The organism is Herminiimonas glaciei, from assembly GCF_042664955.1.
GTDB classification, from domain to species: domain Bacteria; phylum Pseudomonadota; class Gammaproteobacteria; order Burkholderiales; family Burkholderiaceae_D; genus Oxalicibacterium; species Oxalicibacterium glaciei.
This window is the reverse complement of the sequence record NZ_JBHTBU010000001.1, coordinates 584,762-604,635: the sequence shown is the minus strand read 5'-3', so window position 1 is coordinate 604,635 and position 19,874 is coordinate 584,762. Positions and strand designations below refer to the sequence as shown.

Here is a 19,874-nt window from a genome sequence, read left to right as displayed (position 1 = left end):
CCCGTCGCCGTATTCCTACTATTCTTTTCAAGACCATTTCGACATGAACTCAAAAGCCATTCTTGCCCCTATCGACGGCAGCCCAATCACAGAGGCGGCGTTCGTACCTGAAACACGCGCCTATCAAGTATGTACCCGTTGCGTCATGGACACGACCGACCCGACGATCACTTTTGACTCGGAAGGCGTCTGCAGCCACTGCCACTACTTCGACAACAATATTACCCCGGCCTGGCCTACGCCTGAACAGGGCAAGGTCGAACTGGAACGCATGCTGGAAAAGGTCAAGGCCTACGGCCAGGGCAAGCAGTATGACTGCATCATCGGCCTGTCCGGCGGTGTCGACAGTTCATACATTGCGATCAAGGCGGTGGAATGGGGACTGCGACCACTCGTGGTGCACGTCGATGCCGGCTGGAATTCAGAACTCGCAGTGATGAACATCGAACAAATCTGCAAACGACTTGGCCTTGATCTGGTGACGCACGTTGTGGACTGGGAAGAAATGAAGGATATGCAGTTGGCTTTCCTGCGTTCCAACCTCGCCAACCAGGACGTCCCGCAAGATCACGCCTACTTTGCGGCCCTGTATGGCTATGCGATCAAAGCCGGCATTAAATACGTGATCAACGGCAGCAACTTCTCCACCGAGAGCATCCTGCCGCAAAGCTGGGGCTATGACGCGATGGATGCAACCCACCTGAAAGCGATTCACTCCCGCTTTGGTCAGCGCAAGCGCGGCGACTTCCCGGTTGTCAGTTTCTTTGACCTGTATTTCCGCTATCCGCTGATCCTGAAAATGGAAGTACTGCGTCCGCTCAACTATATCCCTTACGATAAAGACAGTGCTATCAAAACCCTGGAGCAGGATTATGGCTGGCGCTATTACGGCGGCAAGCACTATGAATCACGCTGGACCCGCTTCTTCCAGGCTTACTATCTGCCGCACAAGTTCGGTTACGACAAAAGGAAAGCACATCTGTCGAGCCTGGTAGTCTCCGGCCAAATGAGCCGCGACGATGCGCTGGCCGAATTGAAGAAGCCCCTCTACGATGAAAAGCTACTGGTCGAGGATAAAGCCTTCATTGCCAAAAAACTCGGGCTTTCACTCGAAGAGCTGGAACAAATGATAGCCGCACCACCACGGCATTACACGGAATTCCCTAATCACAGCCTGAAATTCAAGCTGGCCTTCGGTGCCTATTCCAAGGCAAGGCGTGGCGTCGGCCTCGCGCTGCGCGTTGCGACATTCCCACTACGTGCAGCACGCCGCGCTTTGCGGGGTACTGCGCGCTGATACATGTCGACCAGTTACTTCAAAACCGCCTGAGCCAGTGAACGTTCATATTTATCCGTCGTATTTCACGAACGAATCACGAATCCTGCGTATTGTGGAATGCCTGGGTAAGTACCGGGTATTCAATGAGTTCCTGATAATAGCCATCTTCCGCAAGGACCTTCCTGCGGAAGAGGCAATTAATGACAACTCCCGGGTTACACGCATTGCCCCTGCGTTCGGACGCACAATTACCGGAAAATTAGGGCATGTCATCAAGGCTGTCGGCTGGTATGTGGCTGCCTTCCGCAAGTTGCTGTCACTGCCTGGACTGCAATGTGTCAATTGTCACAGCCTGTCAGTCCTGCCCCTGGGCGTACTCGCAAAATGGTTCTTGAAATGTAAATTGGTCTATGACACTCACGAACTGGAAACGGAAGTGGTGTCCAGTCGCGGCTTACGCAAACGGCTTGCGAAAATCGCGGAACGCCTCATGATCGGCCAGTGCGATGCAGTTTCAGTGGTGAACCACTCCATCGCCCAATGGTACAAAGAGCAATACAAGCTGGGCAAAGTTGCGGTTGTCCGTAATATGCCTAAAGTGCAGCAGCGCAAAATAGCTGCCACCGGAAAGCTCCGCGCATTAATCGGCGTGACCGGTCCTGAAGAACGCATTTACCTTTATCAAGGCTTGCTGACCGCAGGCCGGGGCATTCCGATCCTGCTTGATGTGTTCCGGCAAATGGATGCAAAACAGCACCTGGTTTTCATGGGCTATGGCGATATGGAATCAACTATATCGGCAGCAGCTGACCGGCATCCCAACATTCATTGGGTACCCGCCGTGCCACCGGAAGAAGTGTTGGCACATACATCGGATGCTGATGTCGGCTTGTCCCTGATCGAAAACGTTTGCCTCAGCTATTACTACTGCCTGCCCAATAAAGTATTTGAGTATGCGGCTTGTGGCGTTCCAAGCCTGGTAAGCAACTTCCCCGAAATGAGTCGTTTCATCGAAGAATCTGCTTATGGCTGGACCGTGGAGCCCGGTGTCGCAACCGTACTGGAAAAACTTCGTAGCATCGATCACCAATCAATAAGTGATATCAGGAAGCATATTCAGGCATCACCGGTTCGCTACTCGTGGGAATCGGAAGAAGCTGCGCTGCTTGCGATATACAGCTCACTTGGATACGCCATCCAGGACATCAAACCGATCCAATGAAAAGCATACTCATCATTTCATTTTCCGATCTCGCACGCGATCCACGTGTACACCGGCAAATCCTTGCGCTGCGTGACAGCTATTCAGTTACAACGCTAGGACTCTCGCCTTCCTCCATCCCTGGTGTTGCGCACATCAATGCAGATCGCCCGAATGGAAAAACACGCCGCCTGTTCGGTGCATTCCTCTCCATTCTCCGGCTGGATCAGCTCTTTTATTGGTCGCATCCTTCGGTGAAATCAGCGCTGGCTGCGACACGTAATTGCGACTTCGACGTCATACTGGCAAATGATCTCGATGCCCTGCCGGTCACTTTTGCCATTGCCGGCAAAAAAACACGCATCGTGTTTGATGCACATGAATACGCACCACGGGAATTCGAAGATCGATGGATCTGGCGTTTATTGCACCAGCGCAGGATATCTGCGCAGTGCAAGGAGTTCATCCCGCAAGTCAATGCGATGACGACTGTCTGTGAAAGTATCGCCGACTTGTATGCAAGCGAATACGGTGTCCGCGTACACACGATAACAAACGCCACCGCATATCAGGACCTCGGGCCTCGCGAGGTCGTCGCGGATAAAATCCGTATGATCCACCACGGAGTCGCCGCCCCGTCGCGACACCCGGAAGAAATGATCCGCCTGATGGATCTGCTCGACGAACGCTTTAGCCTGGACTTCATGCTGATTGCACATGCACCGGCATACCTGGAAACACTGAAAACCCTTGCTGCGCACAATCCGCGCATTCGTTTCCTCGACCCCGTCCCCATGCTTGAGATTTCACCATCGATCAATGACTATGACATCGGGCTATTCTTGTTACCGCCGGTGAGCGTGAACTATTCCTATGCATTGCCGAACAAATTCTTCGAATTCCTGCAGGCCCGACTGGCGATCGCCATCGGCCCATCGAGCGAAATGAAAAGACTGGTAGACAAGCATGAGCTGGGAGTCGTATCCGACGATTTCAGCGCCGAATCAATGGCGCGTAGCCTGTCCGGACTTTCCGCCGACATGCTCATGCGCTACAAGAACAATAGCCATAAGGCTGCGCCGCAACTTTGTGCCGAACGCAACGCGGACTTGCTGCGTGAACTCATTGGGAATACCTGACCATGTGTGGTATCTCACTCATCTTTAGTCCGCATGCCGCGGCCCTGACCGCCCCCCTCCGGCAAATGACGTCCATGATCCGGCATCGCGGACCGGATGATGAAGGTTATCTTCTGCGCACGGGAAATATGTCGCCAACGGTTTATTATGGCGACGACACGCCGGCTGCGGCAATCTCGGCGGCCCTGCCGTGGCAACCGAAACAGCACGTGGCAGATGCCAACCATACGGCAAACCTGGCCATGGGACATAGGCGACTGGCCATCGTCGAGCCAAGCCCGTTGGGACACCAACCCATGTCCTACGCAAATGGCCGTTACTGGATCACATACAACGGTGAAGTATTTAATCACGTTGAATTGCGCCAGGAGCTGGAAGTCCTCGGACATACCTTCGTCTCGCATTCAGATACAGAAGTGATCCTCGCCGCTTATGCAGAATGGGGGCCTCGCTGTCTCGAGCGATTCAATGGTATGTGGGCATTCGCAATCCTGGATACCTCCTCCGACACAGTGTTCCTGGCACGTGACCGGTTTGGCGTCAAACCGCTTTACTACAATAAAACCAACGCCGGGATCCTGGCCTTCGCGTCCGAAATCAAACAATTGACGGCCCTGCCCGGCTGGAAGGCACGCGCCAATATCCAGCGTACCCATGATTTCCTGGTCTGGAATGTCATGGATCACACCGACGAAACGCTGTTTGATGCTGTCTATCAGATCCCTGCGGGACACTACACGGTTATTGATGCAGGCCAGCCGCTGGCAAAGTTGAAAAGCGATGGGCGGCTCGAGACCACCGCCTGGTATGAACTGAAACCGGGCTCATATACCGGAAGCTATGAGGACGCAGCCGCCGAGTTCAAACACCTGTTGCAGGATTCCATACGACTGCGCTTGCGTGCAGATGTCCCGGTCGGGTCGTGCCTGTCCGGTGGGCTGGATTCTTCCAGCATCGTATGCCTGATGCATGGGCAGCTGCAAGGAAGTACTGACAGCGCGCAGTCTGCCTTTTCCGCCTGCTCCGATGTGGCAAGCGTGGATGAACGGGCCTGGATCGATATGGTGGTACAGCAAACGGGGGTTACCAGCCACAAAACCATCCCGGACCTGGATCAATTGTTTGAAGCCTTGCCGGACATGACCTGGCATCAGGATGAACCATTCAGTTCCACCAGCATCTTTGCCCAATGGAGCGTCTACCGGCTGGTTTCCGGCAGCGATGTACGTGTCATCCTGAATGGCCAGGGTGCCGATGAAATTTTGGCCGGATATCATGTCTTCCTCGCTCCACGCCTCACAGGATTGCTCTGTCGCGGCAACTTTCCGGAGTTAATCCGGGAAATGCGGGCGATGAAACGGGAACTTGGATATTCGCCGATGTATGCGTTGCAAAGGATGGCCGACATGTTGCTGCCGCCGGCCATACGACAATCGCTCCGGCATATGGTCGGGCGTCCATCCTCGATGAACAACAATTGGCTTGCGCCTTCCTACCTCAACGAGATCGCGACACAAGGCAGCGCCGGCGCCGTAGAACAAACCAGTTCGGTGCAAGCCCTTTCCCTGTCATTGCTCAAGGCACGCCATCTGCCGATGCTGCTTCATTGGGAAGACAGGAATTCCATGGCACATAGCATCGAATCCCGGGTCCCGTTCCTCGATTATCGACTGGTTGAATTCTGCCTATCCCTGCCGGACGATTTCAAGTTAAAACAAGGTTTGACCAAACGCGTGATGCGAACCGCTATGGATGGTGTACTGCCGGAAGCGATTCGGCAACGACGCGACAAAATCGGTTTTGCCACACCTGAATCCGTATGGATGAAAGAAAAAGCACCTGAGCAATTCCGGATCGCGCTCAAGAAGGCAATTGAGCAATCGGCCGGGATCCTGACTCCGAATGCCCTGGACTACCTGAACGAAGTGTTGGCCGGTAAACAAGCTTTTTCTTTCCTGCCCTGGCGCATGATTTCACTCGGTGCCTGGGTAGAGCGATTCAACGTAGAGACAGCCTGAAATTGAAAATACTGCTCATCAGTTATTACTTCCCTCCCTACAACACCGTCGGTGCGGTGCGGCCAGGCAAGCTTGCCAAGTACCTGCACCGCCAGGGGCATACGGTCCACGTTATCTCATCGCACGAACCACCCTTCGTCAAAGGTTTGCCTTTGGAAATTCCGGAGGTACAGGTACACGAAGCACGGGGATGGTCGGTCAATGCACCGATTCAGTGGCTGCTTGGTGGCCGCAAAAAAGTGGCGCGCGAAGGATATATGCAATCCGGTTCCCGCAGCGGCTGGCTGCAACGTATAGGTGCCTGGTATAAAACGCTGCTGCACTGGCCGGACGCCGAAATCGGCTGGGTGGGCAGCGCCACTGCGCTCGGCCGGGAAGTGCTGGCCAGCACGGATTTTGATCTGATCTATGTAACGTCGCCGTCTTTTTCCGCCTTGCGGGTCGGGCATAATCTTGCAGCCGGCACAGGTATTCCCTGGGTCGCGGAATTCCGCGACTTGTGGTCAGACAACCATAGCTACTCCCATCCGGCATGGCGCCTTTACCTTGACCGCATGTGGGAAAAAAATCTATTAAAAAGCGCTTCAGCGCTCGTGACTATTTCATCGCCTTTTGCCGAAACACTGAAACGTTTTGGCAAACCGGTTTGGGAAATCAGGAATGGATTCGATCCGGACGACCTGATTGACGACATTCCCATCATGGAGACTGCGCGCGATACGCTGGAAATCGTCTACACCGGCAGTGTCTATCCGGAGCATCATGACCTCGCCTCCTTTTGTGCAGGCCTCGCCTCTTTCCGCACGCAGGGCGGGAAGGCACGGGTAAATGTAGTCGGACGCAATGTTGCACCATTGCTGGAAGCCGCCAAAACATGGAAGGTTGACGACTGGATGGTCTTCCAGCCTACCGTCGCGCGCCGGCAGGCAATCAGCATGCAGCGTTCCGCCGACGTTTTACTTTTATTCCTGTGGAGCGATGGAAATTCAGGCATCTATACCACCAAACTCTTCGAGTACGCTGGTGCGGGACGCCCCATCCTCGCGATTGGCCCTCATCGTTGCGATGTCGGTGCATGGATTGAAGATGCAAACATAGGTGCGGTCGTCTCCGATGCACAAGGTATCGCGAACAATCTCCTGGCCTGGCAAAAAAGCAAGGCGCTCACCGGCAGGCTGGAGACTACACCGACACCGGGCCACGATTTTACGCGCGACACGCAATTTGCAAAACTTGAAACCGCCCTGGAAACATTGCTCGCGGCGGTGCGCAAACAATGAACCGTTCAACACAACGTTCGATCTGCGTGGTACTCACGAGCCCTTTTGCCTTAAACGCATTCTTGCTCAATCACCTTAAGGCACTTGCGGACGACTATGCCGTAACGGTTTGTGTAAACACGCAAGGCTCGCAGCCTTCAGATGCACTGGATCCACGTATCGAGCTTTTACATTTCCCGATCGTACGTGAAATCAGCCTGTTCAAGGATGTATCTGCATTATTCTGGCTGGTCCGTTTTTTTTCCAAACGAAACTTCGATGCCGTCCATAGCCTGACTCCCAAAGGCGGGTTGATTGCGATGCTCGCCGCAAAATTTTGCAAAATCCCATATCGGACACATACCTTCACCGGACAGGTGTGGGCAAACCGCAGTGGTTTCATGCGTTTTCTGCTGAAAAAAATGGATCGCTTAATCGTCACCTGTGCCACGAACCTGCAAGCCGATAGCCGCTCGCAGGCAGATTTTTTGCAACAGGAAGGAATTTGCGATGCCTCCGCTATCCAGGTATTCGGACTGGGCTCCATCAGCGGCGTAGACCTGCAGCGATTTTCACCAGTCACCGGACGTCGTGAACAATTACGCCGGGACTTGGGCATTCCGATGGATGCATGCGTATTCGTATTTATAGGTCGTATCCAGCACGAAAAAGGTGTGCTCGTACTGGCGCATGCCTTTGCCGCCCTTGTCCTCAAATATCCAAATGCATGGTTGCTGTATGTTGGCCCGGATGAGGGCGGACTGGCAGCGAACATACAGGAAATTGCCGGCGATCACTGCCGGCTTATCGGGCTCACCGCACGCCCTGAAGATTACCTGGACCTGGCAGATGTACTCTGCCTGCCAAGTTTCCGCGAAGGTTTCGGTACCGTGGTGATTGAAGCCGCAGCAATGGGGCGACCTGCAATCGCTTCCCGCATCTACGGCCTTACCGATGCGGTAGAAGAAGGCGTTACCGGCCTCCTTTTTCCGGCCGGCGATACCGTTGCCTTGATGCTTGCAATGGAAAGCATGCTGGCACCGGACCAAAGGATGCAGTACGGTGATCGTGCCCGGGAACGCGCTCACGTATATTTTTCTGCAGATAGAATTACCGACTACTGGCGCAGTTACTATGCGGGTCTTTTTGATGGCAAGCCGACTATCGTGCCGCCCGATGTACAGCGTCTCACATAAGAATATACATTCCGGGCTAACGGCAGTTATCCGGCAAGAAAGAAGGCATGCAAATAATCGTCGACTGGCATCCCAAGAATAAATCATGAGCAAAAGATTATTGGATCTCATACTCGCCCTGTGCGCTGCATTGGTTTTGCTGCTGCCAATTGCGCTCGTAGCGCTGGCCGTACGCCTTACCTCCAAGGGTCCTGTCCTGTATTGGAGTGACAGGGTCGGCAGGTATAACCGCATATTCAAAATGCCAAAATTCCGCAGCATGCGTATCGATACCCCGGCAGTAGCAACACACTTGCTGGAAGATCCGAAACGCTATATGACCCCCATCGGTTCATTCCTGCGTACCAGCAGCCTCGACGAGTTGCCGCAGCTATGGAGCATTATCAAAGGCGATATGAGCCTGGTGGGACCACGCCCGGCACTATTCAACCAGGATGACTTGATTAAATTGCGCACCGAGAATGATGTTCATACATTACTCCCCGGACTTACGGGCTGGGCGCAAGTGAATGGTCGGGATGAGTTGCCCATACCGCAAAAGGTTGCACTCGACACCGAGTACCTGCATCGGCAATCACTTGGCTTCGATCTCCACATCCTGTGGCTGACTTTCCTGAAGGTAGTAAAGCGGGATGGTGTATCGCACTAAACGTGCTGAAGCACCGGCATTGAAAATGAATTTGCAACTGTCACTATCAGGATGAGCATGGCGGCGGCATTCACAAAAACGAAAGCTTGCTGCTCCCGGAAACACGCTGCATACACTTAACGAATCCATATCATGAAAAAACCCTGGCTTAAACTTGCCACACCCATGCTCAACTTACCAAGAGCGGCAAAAAGACTGATTGCCGCATCAGTTGATTTGGGTCTTTGCATCTTTACGGTATGGCTGGCCTATTACCTGCGGCTGGGCGAATTCAAATCACTGTCGGGCAATGCACTATTCGCCGTTATTGTATCCATCTGCATCGCATTGCCTATCTTCATGCTCTCGGGCTTGTATCGCGCCATCTTCCGCTACAGCGGCTGGCCGGCCCTGTTGGCGGTGGCACGGGCCGTTGGCATTTACGGACTCCTGTACGCATCCATTTTCACGGCGATCGGCATTACTGATGTTCCAAGAACCGTAGGCATTATCCAGCCCATATTGCTGCTCCTGCTGGTAGGTGCATCACGCGCGTTGGCCAGGGTATGGCTGGGTGACCAGTATCAAAGCATTTTGAAACAGGCGGCACGCCCGAAAGCACTGATTTACGGCGCAGGAAAGACCGGGCGGCAATTAGCAGCTGCCATGTCCAATTGCTATGAGATGCAAGTGGTGGGTTTCCTTGACGATGACGATCGATTGCACGGTCATGTCCTCAATGGCCAACCCATCTACAATCCGGACAACCTGCCTTATCTCGTATCGGCATTACCCATCAGTGATGTCCTGCTCGCGATGCCATCGCTCAATCGCAAGCGCCGCAATGAAATCCTGGCGCAGATTCGAAATGCGCATGTTTCGGTACGCACCTTGCCTAGCGTGACTGACCTGGCGCAAGGCAAGGTCAGCATTTCCGATTTGCGCGAACTGGATATATACGATTTGCTCGGCCGCGAACCGGTTTCACCAAACCACATCCTGCTGGCCAAGAATGTACTGAACAAGGTTGTATTGGTTACAGGTGCCGGTGGCTCCATCGGTAGCGAACTCTGTCGCCAAATCCTCAGCGTGGGACCGGAAAAACTTTTGCTGATAGAACAAAGTGAATTTGCACTGTATGAAATTCATCGTGAGCTGGAAGCAAAACTGGCGGACCGCGATATCAAGCTGGTACCACTACTCGGTTCCGTGCAAGACGACGAACGCCTGCACGAAATCATGTCGACCTGGAAGCCGGACACCGTCTACCATGCAGCCGCCTACAAGCATGTACCGCTAGTCGAACACAATCCGGCAGAAGGTGTAAAAAATAATGTGCTGGGCACACAAAAGGCCGCCAAGGCGGCAGCCGAAAACGGTGTCACTGATTTCGTCCTGATCAGCACCGACAAAGCGGTCCGCCCAACCAATATCATGGGTGCCAGCAAACGTCTGGCAGAGATGGTGTTGCAAGCATTGGCAGCGACAAATCCAGGCACGAAATTTACGATGGTACGCTTTGGCAACGTACTGGACTCGTCCGGATCAGTGGTACCGAAATTCCGTCAACAGATACGTGATGGCGGCCCCATTACGCTGACCCATCCGGAAATTACCCGCTACTTCATGACCATTCCCGAAGCCGCGCAATTGGTCATCCAGGCCGGTGCCATGGCCAAAGGGGGAGATGTCTTCGTGCTGGATATGGGCGCTTCAGTAAAGATCATTGACCTGGCCTATCGCATGATTGAACTGTCCGGCCTCACCGTCAAAAATGAAGAAAATCCCAATGGCGAAATTGAGGTAGAGATTACCGGACTGCGCCCGGGAGAAAAGCTGTATGAAGAACTTTTGATCGGTGACAATCCCAAACTGACGTCCCACCCCAGGATCATGAAAGCCGATGAAGAATTTATTCCATGGCCTGACCTTGAATCCAAACTCAATGCTTTGGAAATGGCCCTGGATATAAACGATGTCAAAGTCGTCCGGCTCATGTTGCAACAACTTGTTTCAGGTTACAAGCCCAGTGGTGAAATCGTAGATTGGGTTCACATGGAAAATGAGGCGGAAATGGGCTCGTTCGGCGGCGCAATTTAGTCCAGCCCCAGGACTGCACAAACTAGCCCCTTTTCCCTCATCGTCCAGGCTCAAATCAAACGAATCAGGCAAGCGTAGTAGCTGGCGTTCTCCGATATGGAAAACGCCGGACACTTTTTACCCGCTTATGGGAATGACTATTGTGCTTGAGGGAAAACAACCAGGAATTCGCTACCTTGTTCCGGTTCGGAATGAATCACCAGCGTAGCCCCGTGCCTGAGCAGCACATGCTTCACAATCGCCAACCCCAGCCCCGTCCCCTGCGTTTCACGCGAACGGCTCTTGTCGACACGATAGAAACGCTCGGTCAAGCGGACAATATGCTCGGCACGGATGCCGATACCACTGTCCTTGACTGAAAACTGCGGTCCATTGCCGGCATCCTGCCATTTGATGTCGATACGGCCGCCTTCCGGCGTGTAACGCACCGCATTCGACACCAGGTTACCAAAGGCACTGCGCAATTCGTCGGTGCTGCCCTGGATGTCCGGGCCGTCCACTGTCAGTGAAATGACATGGCGACCGCCCGACAAGGCTTCTGCTTCCTGCAGGATTTGCCTCAACAAATTCCCGATATTCACGTGCTCCGGACGCAATGGATAGTCTATCGACTCCAGCCGCGTCAACGTCAGCATGTCTTCGACCAGGTTTTGCATGCGCTTGCCCTGCTCTATCATCAGGTTCAAATGCGACATGCGGACATCCGGATCCAGGTTCGGCTGGCCTTGTGCGATTTCGAGGAAGCCGTTGATGACTGTCAACGGTGTACGCAATTCATGCGAAGCATTGGCGATGAAGTCCCTACGCATCATTTCGATACGGTCGGATTCGGTTGCGTCATGCGTGACCAGGATTTGACGGCGGTTTTCAAACGGAATGATCTGCACGATCAGCTTGCGGTCTTTCAACGTCAACGTCAGTGGCTGGTCATAGCGTCCGAGGATGATGTAGTCGATGAAGTCCGGATTACGGATCAGGTTGGTGACGCGCATGCCCTTGTCGCGGCCATTGTTCAGGCCCAGGTGCTTTTCCGCGGCCGGATTGCACCATTCAAGGAAGAGTACATCATCCATGATGACGACACCGTCCGGCAACAGGCTCATCGCCTGCCGGAAGCGCGCCAGCCATTCGGTCAGCTCGGCGCGGTTGCGCTCGTCATCACGACGCAGGCGGTACAGGCGCGAAAAGATGTCGGTCCATGCACCCCAGCCATCCGGCAGCTTTTCGCTATCCGGATGATCGAGCCAGCCGCTGAGCTGGTAGAGATATTTGAGCTGGATGACGATCAGGACGATCATCAGCACCAGTGCGCTTGCCAAACCTATCGACAAGCCGAAGAAATACCCGACGATTCCTGAGAATATCAAGATGATGGATAGTCGCAGGCTTGCGGGTACCCAGAACAACAACTGAGGATTCATAGAGTGGTTAGCGCGGCTTATTTCGTAGAAAGCATATAGCCTACACTACGCACCGTTTTGATCAAGTGTTCCGCGTCTTTCAGGGCTTTGCGCAAACGTAGCACGTGGACGTCCACGGTACGTTCTTCAATCACCACATGATCACCCCACACCTTATCCAGCAACTGGCTGCGTGAGAATACGCGGTCCGGATGGGCGAGGAAGAATTTCAGCAATTTGAATTCGGCATGGCCGATATCGATTTTTTCATCATTCATGCTGACACTGCAGCTGACCGGATCCAGGCTGATGTTCCCGGCCGTCATCAGGGTCTGCGAATGCTCAGGCGTCTTGCGACGCAACAGCGCATTGATACGTGCTGTCAGCTCGCGTGGCGAAAACGGTTTGGTGACGTAATCATCGGCGCCATTGTCGAGGCCGGCAATTTTGTCTTCTTCCATGCTTTTTGCGGTCAGCATGATGATAGGCAGTTCATTGAACTGGCGATCGGCACGGATACGCGATAACAGGCGCAAACCGCTTTGGTCCGGCAGCATCCAGTCGAGCAGGATCAGCTGCGGCAGGCGTTGCTGGATAAAGTCCCAGGCATCGCCTGCATTCTGTACCGCCGCAACATTCCAGCCGGCCCCTTTCAGGGTAAATGTCACCAGCTCGATAATTGGCGGTTCGTCTTCAACAATCAGTATGGTAGGTTTTTCAGCAGCCATAATCGCTTAGTTAGTGGTGCGCTCGTCTAATTGCGTAGCAGCGTAATCAGTATGGCGAATATCCTTGCCTTCGACAATGTAGATCACGTATTCAGCAATATTTTTTGCATGGTCACCGATGCGTTCGATCGCTTTCGCGACCCACAGGGTATCCAGCGCGCCGGAAATCGTGCGTGGATCTTCCATCATAAAGGTGATCAGGGTACGCATGATGGAGCGGAATTCGTGATCCACCACTTCGTCCTGCGCAATCAGCTTGATCGCCTGCTTGCCGTCGAGGCGCGCAAATGCATCCAGCGCATCGTGCAACATATTGCTGGCGCTGGTTGCCATCACACGTATGGTTTCATAGTGGTTGATGGTGGTGACGCCGCGTTCGGTGATGTTTTTCGCCGCGCGTGCGATTTTAGTCGCTTCGTCGCCGATACGCTCGAGGTCGGTGATGACCTTGATCGTAGCCATCACGGTACGCAAATCGTTGGCAGCCGGCTGGCGTTTGACGATCAGGTGGCTGCAGGCATCGTCCAGCGATACTTCGAGGCTGTTGACATTGTCATCGCCCTTGATCACTGCTTCAGCCTGCGCGACATTACCGCTCTTGAAACATGCCACTGCATCATGAAACTGGCTTTCCACAAGGCCGCCCATGAGCAATACCTTGGAACGGATGGTTTCCAGATCCATATCGTATTGCTTGGAAGAGTGTTCGCCTGGCATCAGGTTTCTCCTAAATAAATTCTGTTAGATGTTTATATACAGCGGCTGGTATGCAGCCCGCTGCACGTTTTTATTCTTATCAAATCAACCGAAACGGCCAGTAATGTAATCCTGCGTATCTTTTTTGTTCGGGTTCATGAAGATCTGGTCGGTTTCACCGAATTCGACCAATTCACCCAGGTACATATATGCGGTGTAGTCCGAACAACGCGCTGCTTGTTGCATGTTGTGCGTAACGATAGCGATGGTGTAATCACCTTTCAGTTCGCTGATCAACTCTTCGATTTTTGCAGTCGAGATCGGATCCAGCGCCGAGGTTGGTTCATCCAGCAGCAATACGTCCGGCTTCACCGCTACACCGCGTGCGATACACAAACGCTGTTGCTGACCACCGGACAGGCTGAGGCCGCTCTTGTTCAGCTTGTCCTTGACTTCGGTCCACAGCGCCGCCTTGTTCAGGGCCCATTCCACGCGCTCGTCCATCTCGCCTTTCGGCAGGTTTTCGTACAGGCGCACACCGAAAGCGATGTTGTCGTAGACCGACATCGGGAACGGGGTTGGCTTTTGGAACACCATACCGACCTTGGCGCGCAACATGTTCACGTCTTGTCCCGGTTCCAGGATGTTTTTGCCGTGGTACATGATCTTGCCTTCCGCACGTTGACCCGGGTACAGGTCATACATGCGGTTGAAGGTACGCAACAAGGTCGATTTACCGCAGCCGGATGGGCCGATGAATGCCGTTACCTTTTTATCGTGAATATCCAGGTTGATATTCTTCAGGCCCTGGAAGGAGCCGTAGAAGAAATTCAGGTTGGCAATTTCGAGGGTCTTTTTGGTCATGTCCACAGACGTTTGAGTAGTCATAGCGTTCGCTTGGATAAATTCAGTTATGGATTTTTTGATTGAACAAAGAACGCGACAGGATGTTCAGTGCCAGTACGCTGAAGGTAATCAGCAATGCACCGCCCCATGCCAACGAACGCCAGTTATCGTAAGGACTCATCGCAAACTGATAGATCACCACCGGCAAGTTGGCCATAGGCGCATTCATGTTGGCGCTGTAGAACTGGTTGTTCAACGCGGTAAATAACAATGGTGCTGTTTCGCCCGAGATACGTGCGACCGCCAGCAAGACGCCGGTGATGACACCCGCCTTGACGGCACGCAAGCGCACGAAGGTCGCCACACGCCAGCGCGGTGCACCGAGTGCAAACGCTGCTTCGCGCAAGCTGGTTGGCACCAGGTTGAGCATATTGTCAGTCGTACGTACCACTACCGGGATCGCAATCAGCGAGATCGCAAAGCTACCGGCCCAGCCCGAGAAGTGCTTGACGTTCGCGACGTAGATTGCATAGATAAACAAGCCGATCACGATCGATGGTGCAGACAGCATGATGTCGGTTACGAAGCGCGTGATTTTGGCAAACCAGCTGACTTCACCGTATTCCGCCAGGTAGATACCTGCCAGGATACCGATCGGTGTACTGATAAAGACTGCGGCACCGACCATCAGCAAGCTGCCGACAATCGCATTCATCAAACCGCCGCCTTCACTACCAGGCGCAGGTGTGGTTTGCGTAAAGATTGCGAGGTTGATCGCGCCGACACCCTTGATCACCAGTGTGAACAAAATCCACATCAGGAAGAACAAGCCCAGCAACATCGCCAGGAAAGATAACGCAATACCGATGCGATGGATAAACAGGCGTTTCCGATATACCGGGTTCATGGCTTCGGTTTTCATTTAGCACCCTCCTTGCGGGACATGCCCATCAACATCAGTTTCGCAGCCGAGAGGACGAGGAAAGTAATCACGAACAGGATCAGGCCGAGGGCAAACAGGGAAGACACATGCAATACCGATTCCGCTTCTGCGAATTCATTTGCCAGCGTCGACGCGATACTGTTACCCGCTGAGAACAGCGACCACGATAATTTATGCGCATTACCGATGACAAAGGTAATCGCCATGGTTTCGCCCAGCGCACGTCCCAGTCCCAGCATCACGCCACCAACCACACCGATGCGGGTGTAAGGCAATACGACTTTGCGTACCACTTCCCACTTGGTGCAGCCCAGCGCGTACGCCGATTCTTTCAACACCGGTGGCACGATTTCAAACACGTCACGCATCACGGAAGCAATGAAAGGGATGATCATGACTGCCAGGATGATGCCTGCAGCCAGGATACCGATACCCATCATCGGACCTTTGAACAGATTACCGATCACGGGCAATTGGCCCAGGGTAGCCGCCAGTGCAGGCTGGATGTAATCCGAGAACAAGGGAGCAAATACAAACAAACCCCACATACCGTAGATGATACTTGGCACACCTGCCAACAATTCAACTGCGGTACCCAGCGGTCGTTTCAACCAGGCCGGGCAGATTTCCGTGAGGAACAAAGCGATGCCGAAGCTGATCGGGAAAGCGATCGCCAAGGCAATGAGGGAAGTGGCTAAAGTGCCGACGATGGCAATTGCCGCACCATATTTATCGTTGACTGGATCCCACTCAACGCTGGTCACAAATGGCAGACCGAATTCTTTTAATGCCGGCCATGCACCTATCATCAGGGATGCGATGATGCCGAGCAAAACGAACAAAACGCTCAACGCGAAGATGAACGTAACTTTATGAAACAGAAAATCCTGCAGACGCTGCTTGCGCATCGTGGCCATCAGCGCTTTGCTGAAGATGCCGCTTTCACTATTTTCTTTATCGATAGTCATTGCGTGGGCAGGAATAGTATTTAGATTTGCGCTCATGATTATTTGGTTTTAAACAGGGCTGCCTCAGCACATCTCGCGATGTATAGCCGGGACAGCCCTTAGTTAAATAGCGACTGAATCTACAATTAAATCAGCGATTGAATCAGCGCTTACCAAACAGCCTTGCCGGAAGCATCTTTGACGTTTGCTTTCCAAGCGTCCTGAACCAATTTCACAACTGGTGCAGGCATTGCAACGTAGTCCAGGTCAGCAGCCATTGCGCCGCCGTTTTTGTAGGACCAGTCAAAGAATTTCAACACTTCTTTAGCGCGCTCAGCCGATGCTTGCGATTTGTGCAAGAGGATGAACGATGCGCCAGTGATAGGCCAGCTAGCTTTACCAGCCTGGTTGGTCAGGATCACGCCCATACCTGGGGTTTTTGCCCAATCAGCACCAGCTGCAGCTGCTTTGAATGTTTCGTCGTCTGGTTGAACGAATTGACCGTCACGGTTTTTCAACTGGGTGTGCGACATTTTGTTCTTTTTAGCGTACGCGTACTCTACGTAGCCGATCGAACCCTTGATACGTTGAACGTTAGCTGCAACGCCTTCGTTACCTTTGCCGCCCACGCCTGCTGGCCATTTAACTGCTGTACCTGCGCCCACGCCTTCTTTGAAGTCAGCATTGGTTTTCGACAGGAAGTCGGTCCACAGGAAAGTGGTGCCCGAGCCGTCCGAACGGTGCACAACGGTGATGTCGGAATCTGTCAGTTTTGCACCTGGGTTCAACGCAGTGATACGTGCATCGTTCCATTTGGTGATTTTGCCGAGGTAGATGTTAGCCAGTACTTCTGGCGTCATTTTCAATTGACCTGGGGTGATGCCGTCCAGGTTGACGATAGGCACAACGCCGCCCATGATCGCCGGGAATTGCAGCAAGCCTTCAGCTTCCAGCTCTTCTTCTTTCAGTGGCATGTCGGATGCACCGAAATCAACGGTTTTTGCCTTGATTTGTTTGATGCCGCCGCCGGAACCGATAGATTGATAGTTCAAGCCTGTGCCGGTTGCAGCTTTGTAGGATTCAGCCCATTTGGAATAAATAGGGTAAGGGAAGGTCGCGCCAGCACCTGTAATATCAGCTGCTACTGCGGAAGAGAACGCCACTGCTGCGACTGCAGCTACCATGGCGGTTTTAACAAATTGATTCAATCGCATAACTGCTCCTTAGGGTTAACTAAATAAGACAGTGCGAACTCTATCGGACAATTATGACATCTTTATGACTTCCAAAAAATCATGTCATAAACTTGATTTTGGACAAAAATACCTGTCATTAAGTTGTCATAATGGGTCACTACACTCTGCGAGGTCACCAATGGCCAAAGTCAAGAACATGCACAAGAAAGCCGTAGCAGAAGCCGTTTCCGCCCCAGTATTACCGCAAAGCGCCATCTATTTAAACCGTGAATTGTCACAATTGGCGTTTAACCGCCGGGTTTTGGCACAGGCGGAGAATCCGGACGTCCCGCTGCTGGAACGCCTGAAATACTTGTGCATCGTCAGTAATAACCTGGATGAACTGTTTGAAGTCCGGATCGCCAGCCTGTTGGCCAATAATCACATGGAAGGCGAGTTTATCGAACCGCCCGCCCTGTCTGCCGCGCTGGCAGTGGCCGGAGCCGAATGTCATCAAATCGTCGAACGCCAATATCGTGTATTAAATGAGAGCGTCCTGCCGCAGCTGGCGCAGGAAGGCATCCATTTATTACGTGACCAGGACCGCAATGATGCACAACGCGCCTGGGTAAAGGCTTATTTCGACCGTGAAGTGCGTCCTTTGCTGACGCCTATCGGCCTCGATCCGGCCCATCCTTTCCCGCAAGTTGTTAATAAGAGTCTGAATTTCATCGTTGAACTGTCCGGCAAGGACGCTTTTGGCCGCGGCACCGCGATTGCCATCCTCAAGGCGCCACGGGTTTTGCCGCGTGTCATCCAGCTGCCACCGGAGTTATCTAAGAACGGCGTCTCTTTCTGCCTGCTCTCCTCCATCATCCATGCCCATATCAACGACCTGTTCAGCGGACGTGAAGTATTGGCCTATTCGCAGTTCCGCGTCACGCGCAACAGCGACCTGTGGGTAGATGAAGAAGAAGTTAAAAACCTGCGCCAGGCCTTGCAAGGCGAGCTGCAGAGCCGCAATTTCGGTGTCGCGGTACGCCTCGAGGTTGCGAAAAACTGCCCGCCGCACCTGTCACAATTCCTGCTGGAACAGTTCTCCATCGATAAAAACCGCCTGTATGCGGTGGATGGCCCGGTGAATATGGTGCGCCTGTCCGAGCTGATAGACCACGTGACCAAGCCGGAACTGCGTTTCCCTCCCTATTCGCCGATGTATCCGCCCAAACTGGCGAATGCCGACCTGTTTGCAGTGGTAGGCAAACACGATGTCTTGCTGCACCACCCGTTCCAGTCCTTCCAGCCGGTCCTCGAATTCATCCGCAGCGCGGCGCAGGATCCGGATGTGGTCGCAATCAAACAGACGATTTACCGTACCGGCATGAACTCCGACCTGATGGAGTCGCTGATCATTGCGGCACAACGCGGCAAGGAAGTTACGGTAGTGGTCGAATTGATGGCGCGCTTTGATGAAGAAGCCAATATCAACTGGGCCGATCGCCTCGAACGTGCCGGCGCGCAAGTCGTCTACGGCGTGGTCGGCCTGAAAACCCATGCCAAGCTGGCACTCGTGATACGCCGTGAAAACGGCGCACTGCGCTATTACGCGCATATGGGTACCGGCAATTACCATCCAAGCACCACCAAGTTTTATACCGATTTCGGCCTGCTGACAGCAAATCCGGCGATCGCTACCGAGGTCAATGAAGTCTTTATCCACCTCACCAGCCTGACCAAACCGAAAAAGCTGGACCACCTGTGGCTGGCGCCTTTCGCCCTGCAAAAAGAGTTCATACGCGCCATCCGCAATGAAGCGAAGATCGCGCGCCTGGGGCGTCCCGGCCGCATCATCGCCAAAATGAATGCGCTGCTGGATGAATCCGTCATCCGCGCACTCTATGCCGCATCGGCCGATGGCGTAAAAATCGATTTGATCGTGCGCGGGGCCTGTGCGTTGCGTCCCGGCGTACCGGGCTTGTCGGACAATATCCGCGTGCGCTCCATCGTTGGCCGCTTCCTCGAACACAGCCGCATCTATTACTTCCGCAACGACCTGGCGCACGATGTTTATTTGTCCAGTGCCGACTGGATGAACCGCAATCTGTTCCGCCGCATCGAAGTGGCTTTCCCTATCCTCGATCCGGCGTTAAAAAAACGTGTGATCGCAGAAGGTTTGGATCCCTACCTCAAAGACAATTTGAATTCATGGGAACTAGATTCCAACGGCGTCTATCAAAAACGCAAGCCTCGTGGAAAATCCGGCGCATTCAGCGCCCAACAACATCTAATGCAGGTATTAGGCAGCCCTGTGGAGTAAAT

16 protein-coding genes are annotated in these 19,874 nt (G+C 53.3%); 9 read left to right on the top strand and 7 right to left on the bottom strand.

The genetic code is table 11. The features are described from left to right. The first annotated feature begins 43 nt into the window (after positions 1-43). The 8 genes from ACFQPC_RS02600 to ACFQPC_RS02565 all read left to right on the top strand — a co-directional run bounded on the left by ACFQPC_RS02600 (position 44) and on the right by ACFQPC_RS02565 (position 10,820). On the top strand, positions 44-1,297 hold the full coding sequence (locus tag ACFQPC_RS02600; RefSeq protein ID WP_382270083.1) for an N-acetyl sugar amidotransferase: 1,254 nt from the start codon (positions 44-46) through the stop codon (positions 1,295-1,297). Positions 1,298-1,334: 37 nt separating this feature from the next. Beyond that, positions 1,335-2,501 (top strand): glycosyltransferase, encoded by a 1,167-nt coding sequence (locus tag ACFQPC_RS02595; protein ID WP_382270082.1) that lies wholly within the window; start codon positions 1,335-1,337, stop codon positions 2,499-2,501. Next, a complete protein-coding gene (locus ACFQPC_RS02590; RefSeq protein ID WP_382270081.1) occupies positions 2,498-3,619 on the top strand; it encodes a glycosyltransferase family protein in 1,122 nt (373 codons plus the stop codon). The genes ACFQPC_RS02595 and ACFQPC_RS02590 overlap by 4 nt, the downstream gene beginning before the upstream one ends. Positions 3,620-3,621: 2 nt before the next feature. Next, entirely contained in the window at positions 3,622-5,637 is a 2,016-nt protein-coding gene (gene asnB, locus ACFQPC_RS02585) for an asparagine synthase (glutamine-hydrolyzing) (RefSeq protein ID WP_382270080.1), read from the top strand. A gap of 2 nt (positions 5,638-5,639) precedes the next feature. Then, positions 5,640-6,917, top strand: a complete 1,278-nt coding sequence (locus ACFQPC_RS02580) for a glycosyltransferase (RefSeq protein WP_382270079.1) — start codon at positions 5,640-5,642, stop codon at positions 6,915-6,917. Continuing rightward, positions 6,914-8,092 (top strand): glycosyltransferase, encoded by a 1,179-nt coding sequence (locus ACFQPC_RS02575; protein WP_382270078.1) that lies wholly within the window; start codon positions 6,914-6,916, stop codon positions 8,090-8,092. Before ACFQPC_RS02580 ends, ACFQPC_RS02575 begins: the two co-directional genes overlap by 4 nt. An 85-nt stretch (positions 8,093-8,177) precedes the next feature. After that, on the top strand, positions 8,178-8,741 hold the full coding sequence (locus tag ACFQPC_RS02570) for a sugar transferase (protein ID WP_382270077.1): 564 nt from the start codon (positions 8,178-8,180) through the stop codon (positions 8,739-8,741). Between the two features lie 132 nt (positions 8,742-8,873). Further along, on the top strand, positions 8,874-10,820 hold the full coding sequence (locus ACFQPC_RS02565; protein WP_382270076.1) for a polysaccharide biosynthesis protein: 1,947 nt from the start codon (positions 8,874-8,876) through the stop codon (positions 10,818-10,820). Between the two features lie 137 nt (positions 10,821-10,957). Here the strand turns inward: ACFQPC_RS02565 and phoR are convergent, their stop codons facing one another. The 7 genes from phoR to pstS all read right to left on the bottom strand — a co-directional run bounded on the left by phoR (position 10,958) and on the right by pstS (position 17,594). After that, complete coding sequence (gene phoR, locus ACFQPC_RS02560) at positions 10,958-12,241, bottom strand: phosphate regulon sensor histidine kinase PhoR (RefSeq protein ID WP_382270075.1); 1,284 nt, start codon at positions 12,239-12,241, stop codon at positions 10,958-10,960. Positions 12,242-12,258: 17 nt separating this feature from the next. Continuing rightward, on the bottom strand, positions 12,259-12,948 hold the full coding sequence (gene phoB, locus ACFQPC_RS02555; RefSeq protein WP_012080139.1) for a phosphate regulon transcriptional regulator PhoB: 690 nt from the start codon (positions 12,946-12,948) through the stop codon (positions 12,259-12,261). 6 nt (positions 12,949-12,954) lie between these two features. Beyond that, the gene (gene phoU, locus ACFQPC_RS02550; RefSeq protein WP_382270074.1) at positions 12,955-13,665 is read right to left on the bottom strand and encodes a phosphate signaling complex protein PhoU; all 711 of its coding nucleotides are present in this window, start codon (positions 13,663-13,665) and stop codon (positions 12,955-12,957) included. 84 nt (positions 13,666-13,749) lie between these two features. Next, entirely contained in the window at positions 13,750-14,532 is a 783-nt protein-coding gene (gene pstB, locus ACFQPC_RS02545; protein WP_382270073.1) for a phosphate ABC transporter ATP-binding protein PstB, read from the bottom strand. Positions 14,533-14,551: 19 nt separating this feature from the next. Then, the gene (pstA, locus tag ACFQPC_RS02540; protein WP_382270072.1) at positions 14,552-15,412 is read right to left on the bottom strand and encodes a phosphate ABC transporter permease PstA; all 861 of its coding nucleotides are present in this window, start codon (positions 15,410-15,412) and stop codon (positions 14,552-14,554) included. Next, a complete protein-coding gene (gene pstC / locus ACFQPC_RS02535) occupies positions 15,409-16,401 on the bottom strand; it encodes a phosphate ABC transporter permease subunit PstC (RefSeq protein ID WP_187148379.1) in 993 nt (330 codons plus the stop codon). The genes pstA and pstC overlap by 4 nt, the downstream gene beginning before the upstream one ends. Before the next feature lie 149 nt (positions 16,402-16,550). After that, complete coding sequence (pstS, locus tag ACFQPC_RS02530; protein ID WP_382270071.1) at positions 16,551-17,594, bottom strand: phosphate ABC transporter substrate-binding protein PstS; 1,044 nt, start codon at positions 17,592-17,594, stop codon at positions 16,551-16,553. Between the two features lie 178 nt (positions 17,595-17,772). Here pstS and ppk1 point away from each other — a divergent pair, with 178 nt between their 5' ends. Further along, positions 17,773-19,872: a polyphosphate kinase 1 gene (gene ppk1 / locus ACFQPC_RS02525; protein ID WP_382271854.1), complete on the top strand. Its 2,100-nt coding sequence runs from the start codon at positions 17,773-17,775 to the stop codon at positions 19,870-19,872. Positions 19,873-19,874 lie beyond the last annotated feature (2 nt).

What these genes read in the sequence shown, in the direction of transcription:
- phoR (WP_382270075.1), bottom strand. Translation starts at nt 12,241, where the DNA reads ATGAATCCTCAGTTGTTGTTCTGGGTACCCGCAAGCCTGCGACTATCC.
- pstS (WP_382270071.1), bottom strand. Translation starts at nt 17,594, where the DNA reads ATGCGATTGAATCAATTTGTTAAAACCGCCATGGTAGCTGCAGTCGCA.
- ppk1 (WP_382271854.1), top strand. Translation starts at nt 17,773, where the DNA reads ATGCACAAGAAAGCCGTAGCAGAAGCCGTTTCCGCCCCAGTATTACCG.
- phoB (WP_012080139.1), bottom strand. Translation starts at nt 12,948, where the DNA reads ATGGCTGCTGAAAAACCTACCATACTGATTGTTGAAGACGAACCGCCA.
- ACFQPC_RS02600 (WP_382270083.1), top strand. Translation starts at nt 44, where the DNA reads ATGAACTCAAAAGCCATTCTTGCCCCTATCGACGGCAGCCCAATCACA.
- ACFQPC_RS02570 (WP_382270077.1), top strand. Translation starts at nt 8,178, where the DNA reads ATGAGCAAAAGATTATTGGATCTCATACTCGCCCTGTGCGCTGCATTG.
- pstA (WP_382270072.1), bottom strand. Translation starts at nt 15,412, where the DNA reads ATGAAAACCGAAGCCATGAACCCGGTATATCGGAAACGCCTGTTTATC.
- ACFQPC_RS02575 (WP_382270078.1), top strand. Translation starts at nt 6,914, where the DNA reads ATGAACCGTTCAACACAACGTTCGATCTGCGTGGTACTCACGAGCCCT.
- pstC (WP_187148379.1), bottom strand. Translation starts at nt 16,401, where the DNA reads ATGACTATCGATAAAGAAAATAGTGAAAGCGGCATCTTCAGCAAAGCG.
- pstB (WP_382270073.1), bottom strand. Translation starts at nt 14,532, where the DNA reads ATGACTACTCAAACGTCTGTGGACATGACCAAAAAGACCCTCGAAATT.
- phoU (WP_382270074.1), bottom strand. Translation starts at nt 13,665, where the DNA reads ATGCCAGGCGAACACTCTTCCAAGCAATACGATATGGATCTGGAAACC.
- asnB (WP_382270080.1), top strand. Translation starts at nt 3,622, where the DNA reads ATGTGTGGTATCTCACTCATCTTTAGTCCGCATGCCGCGGCCCTGACC.
- ACFQPC_RS02590 (WP_382270081.1), top strand. Translation starts at nt 2,498, where the DNA reads ATGAAAAGCATACTCATCATTTCATTTTCCGATCTCGCACGCGATCCA.
- ACFQPC_RS02565 (WP_382270076.1), top strand. Translation starts at nt 8,874, where the DNA reads ATGAAAAAACCCTGGCTTAAACTTGCCACACCCATGCTCAACTTACCA.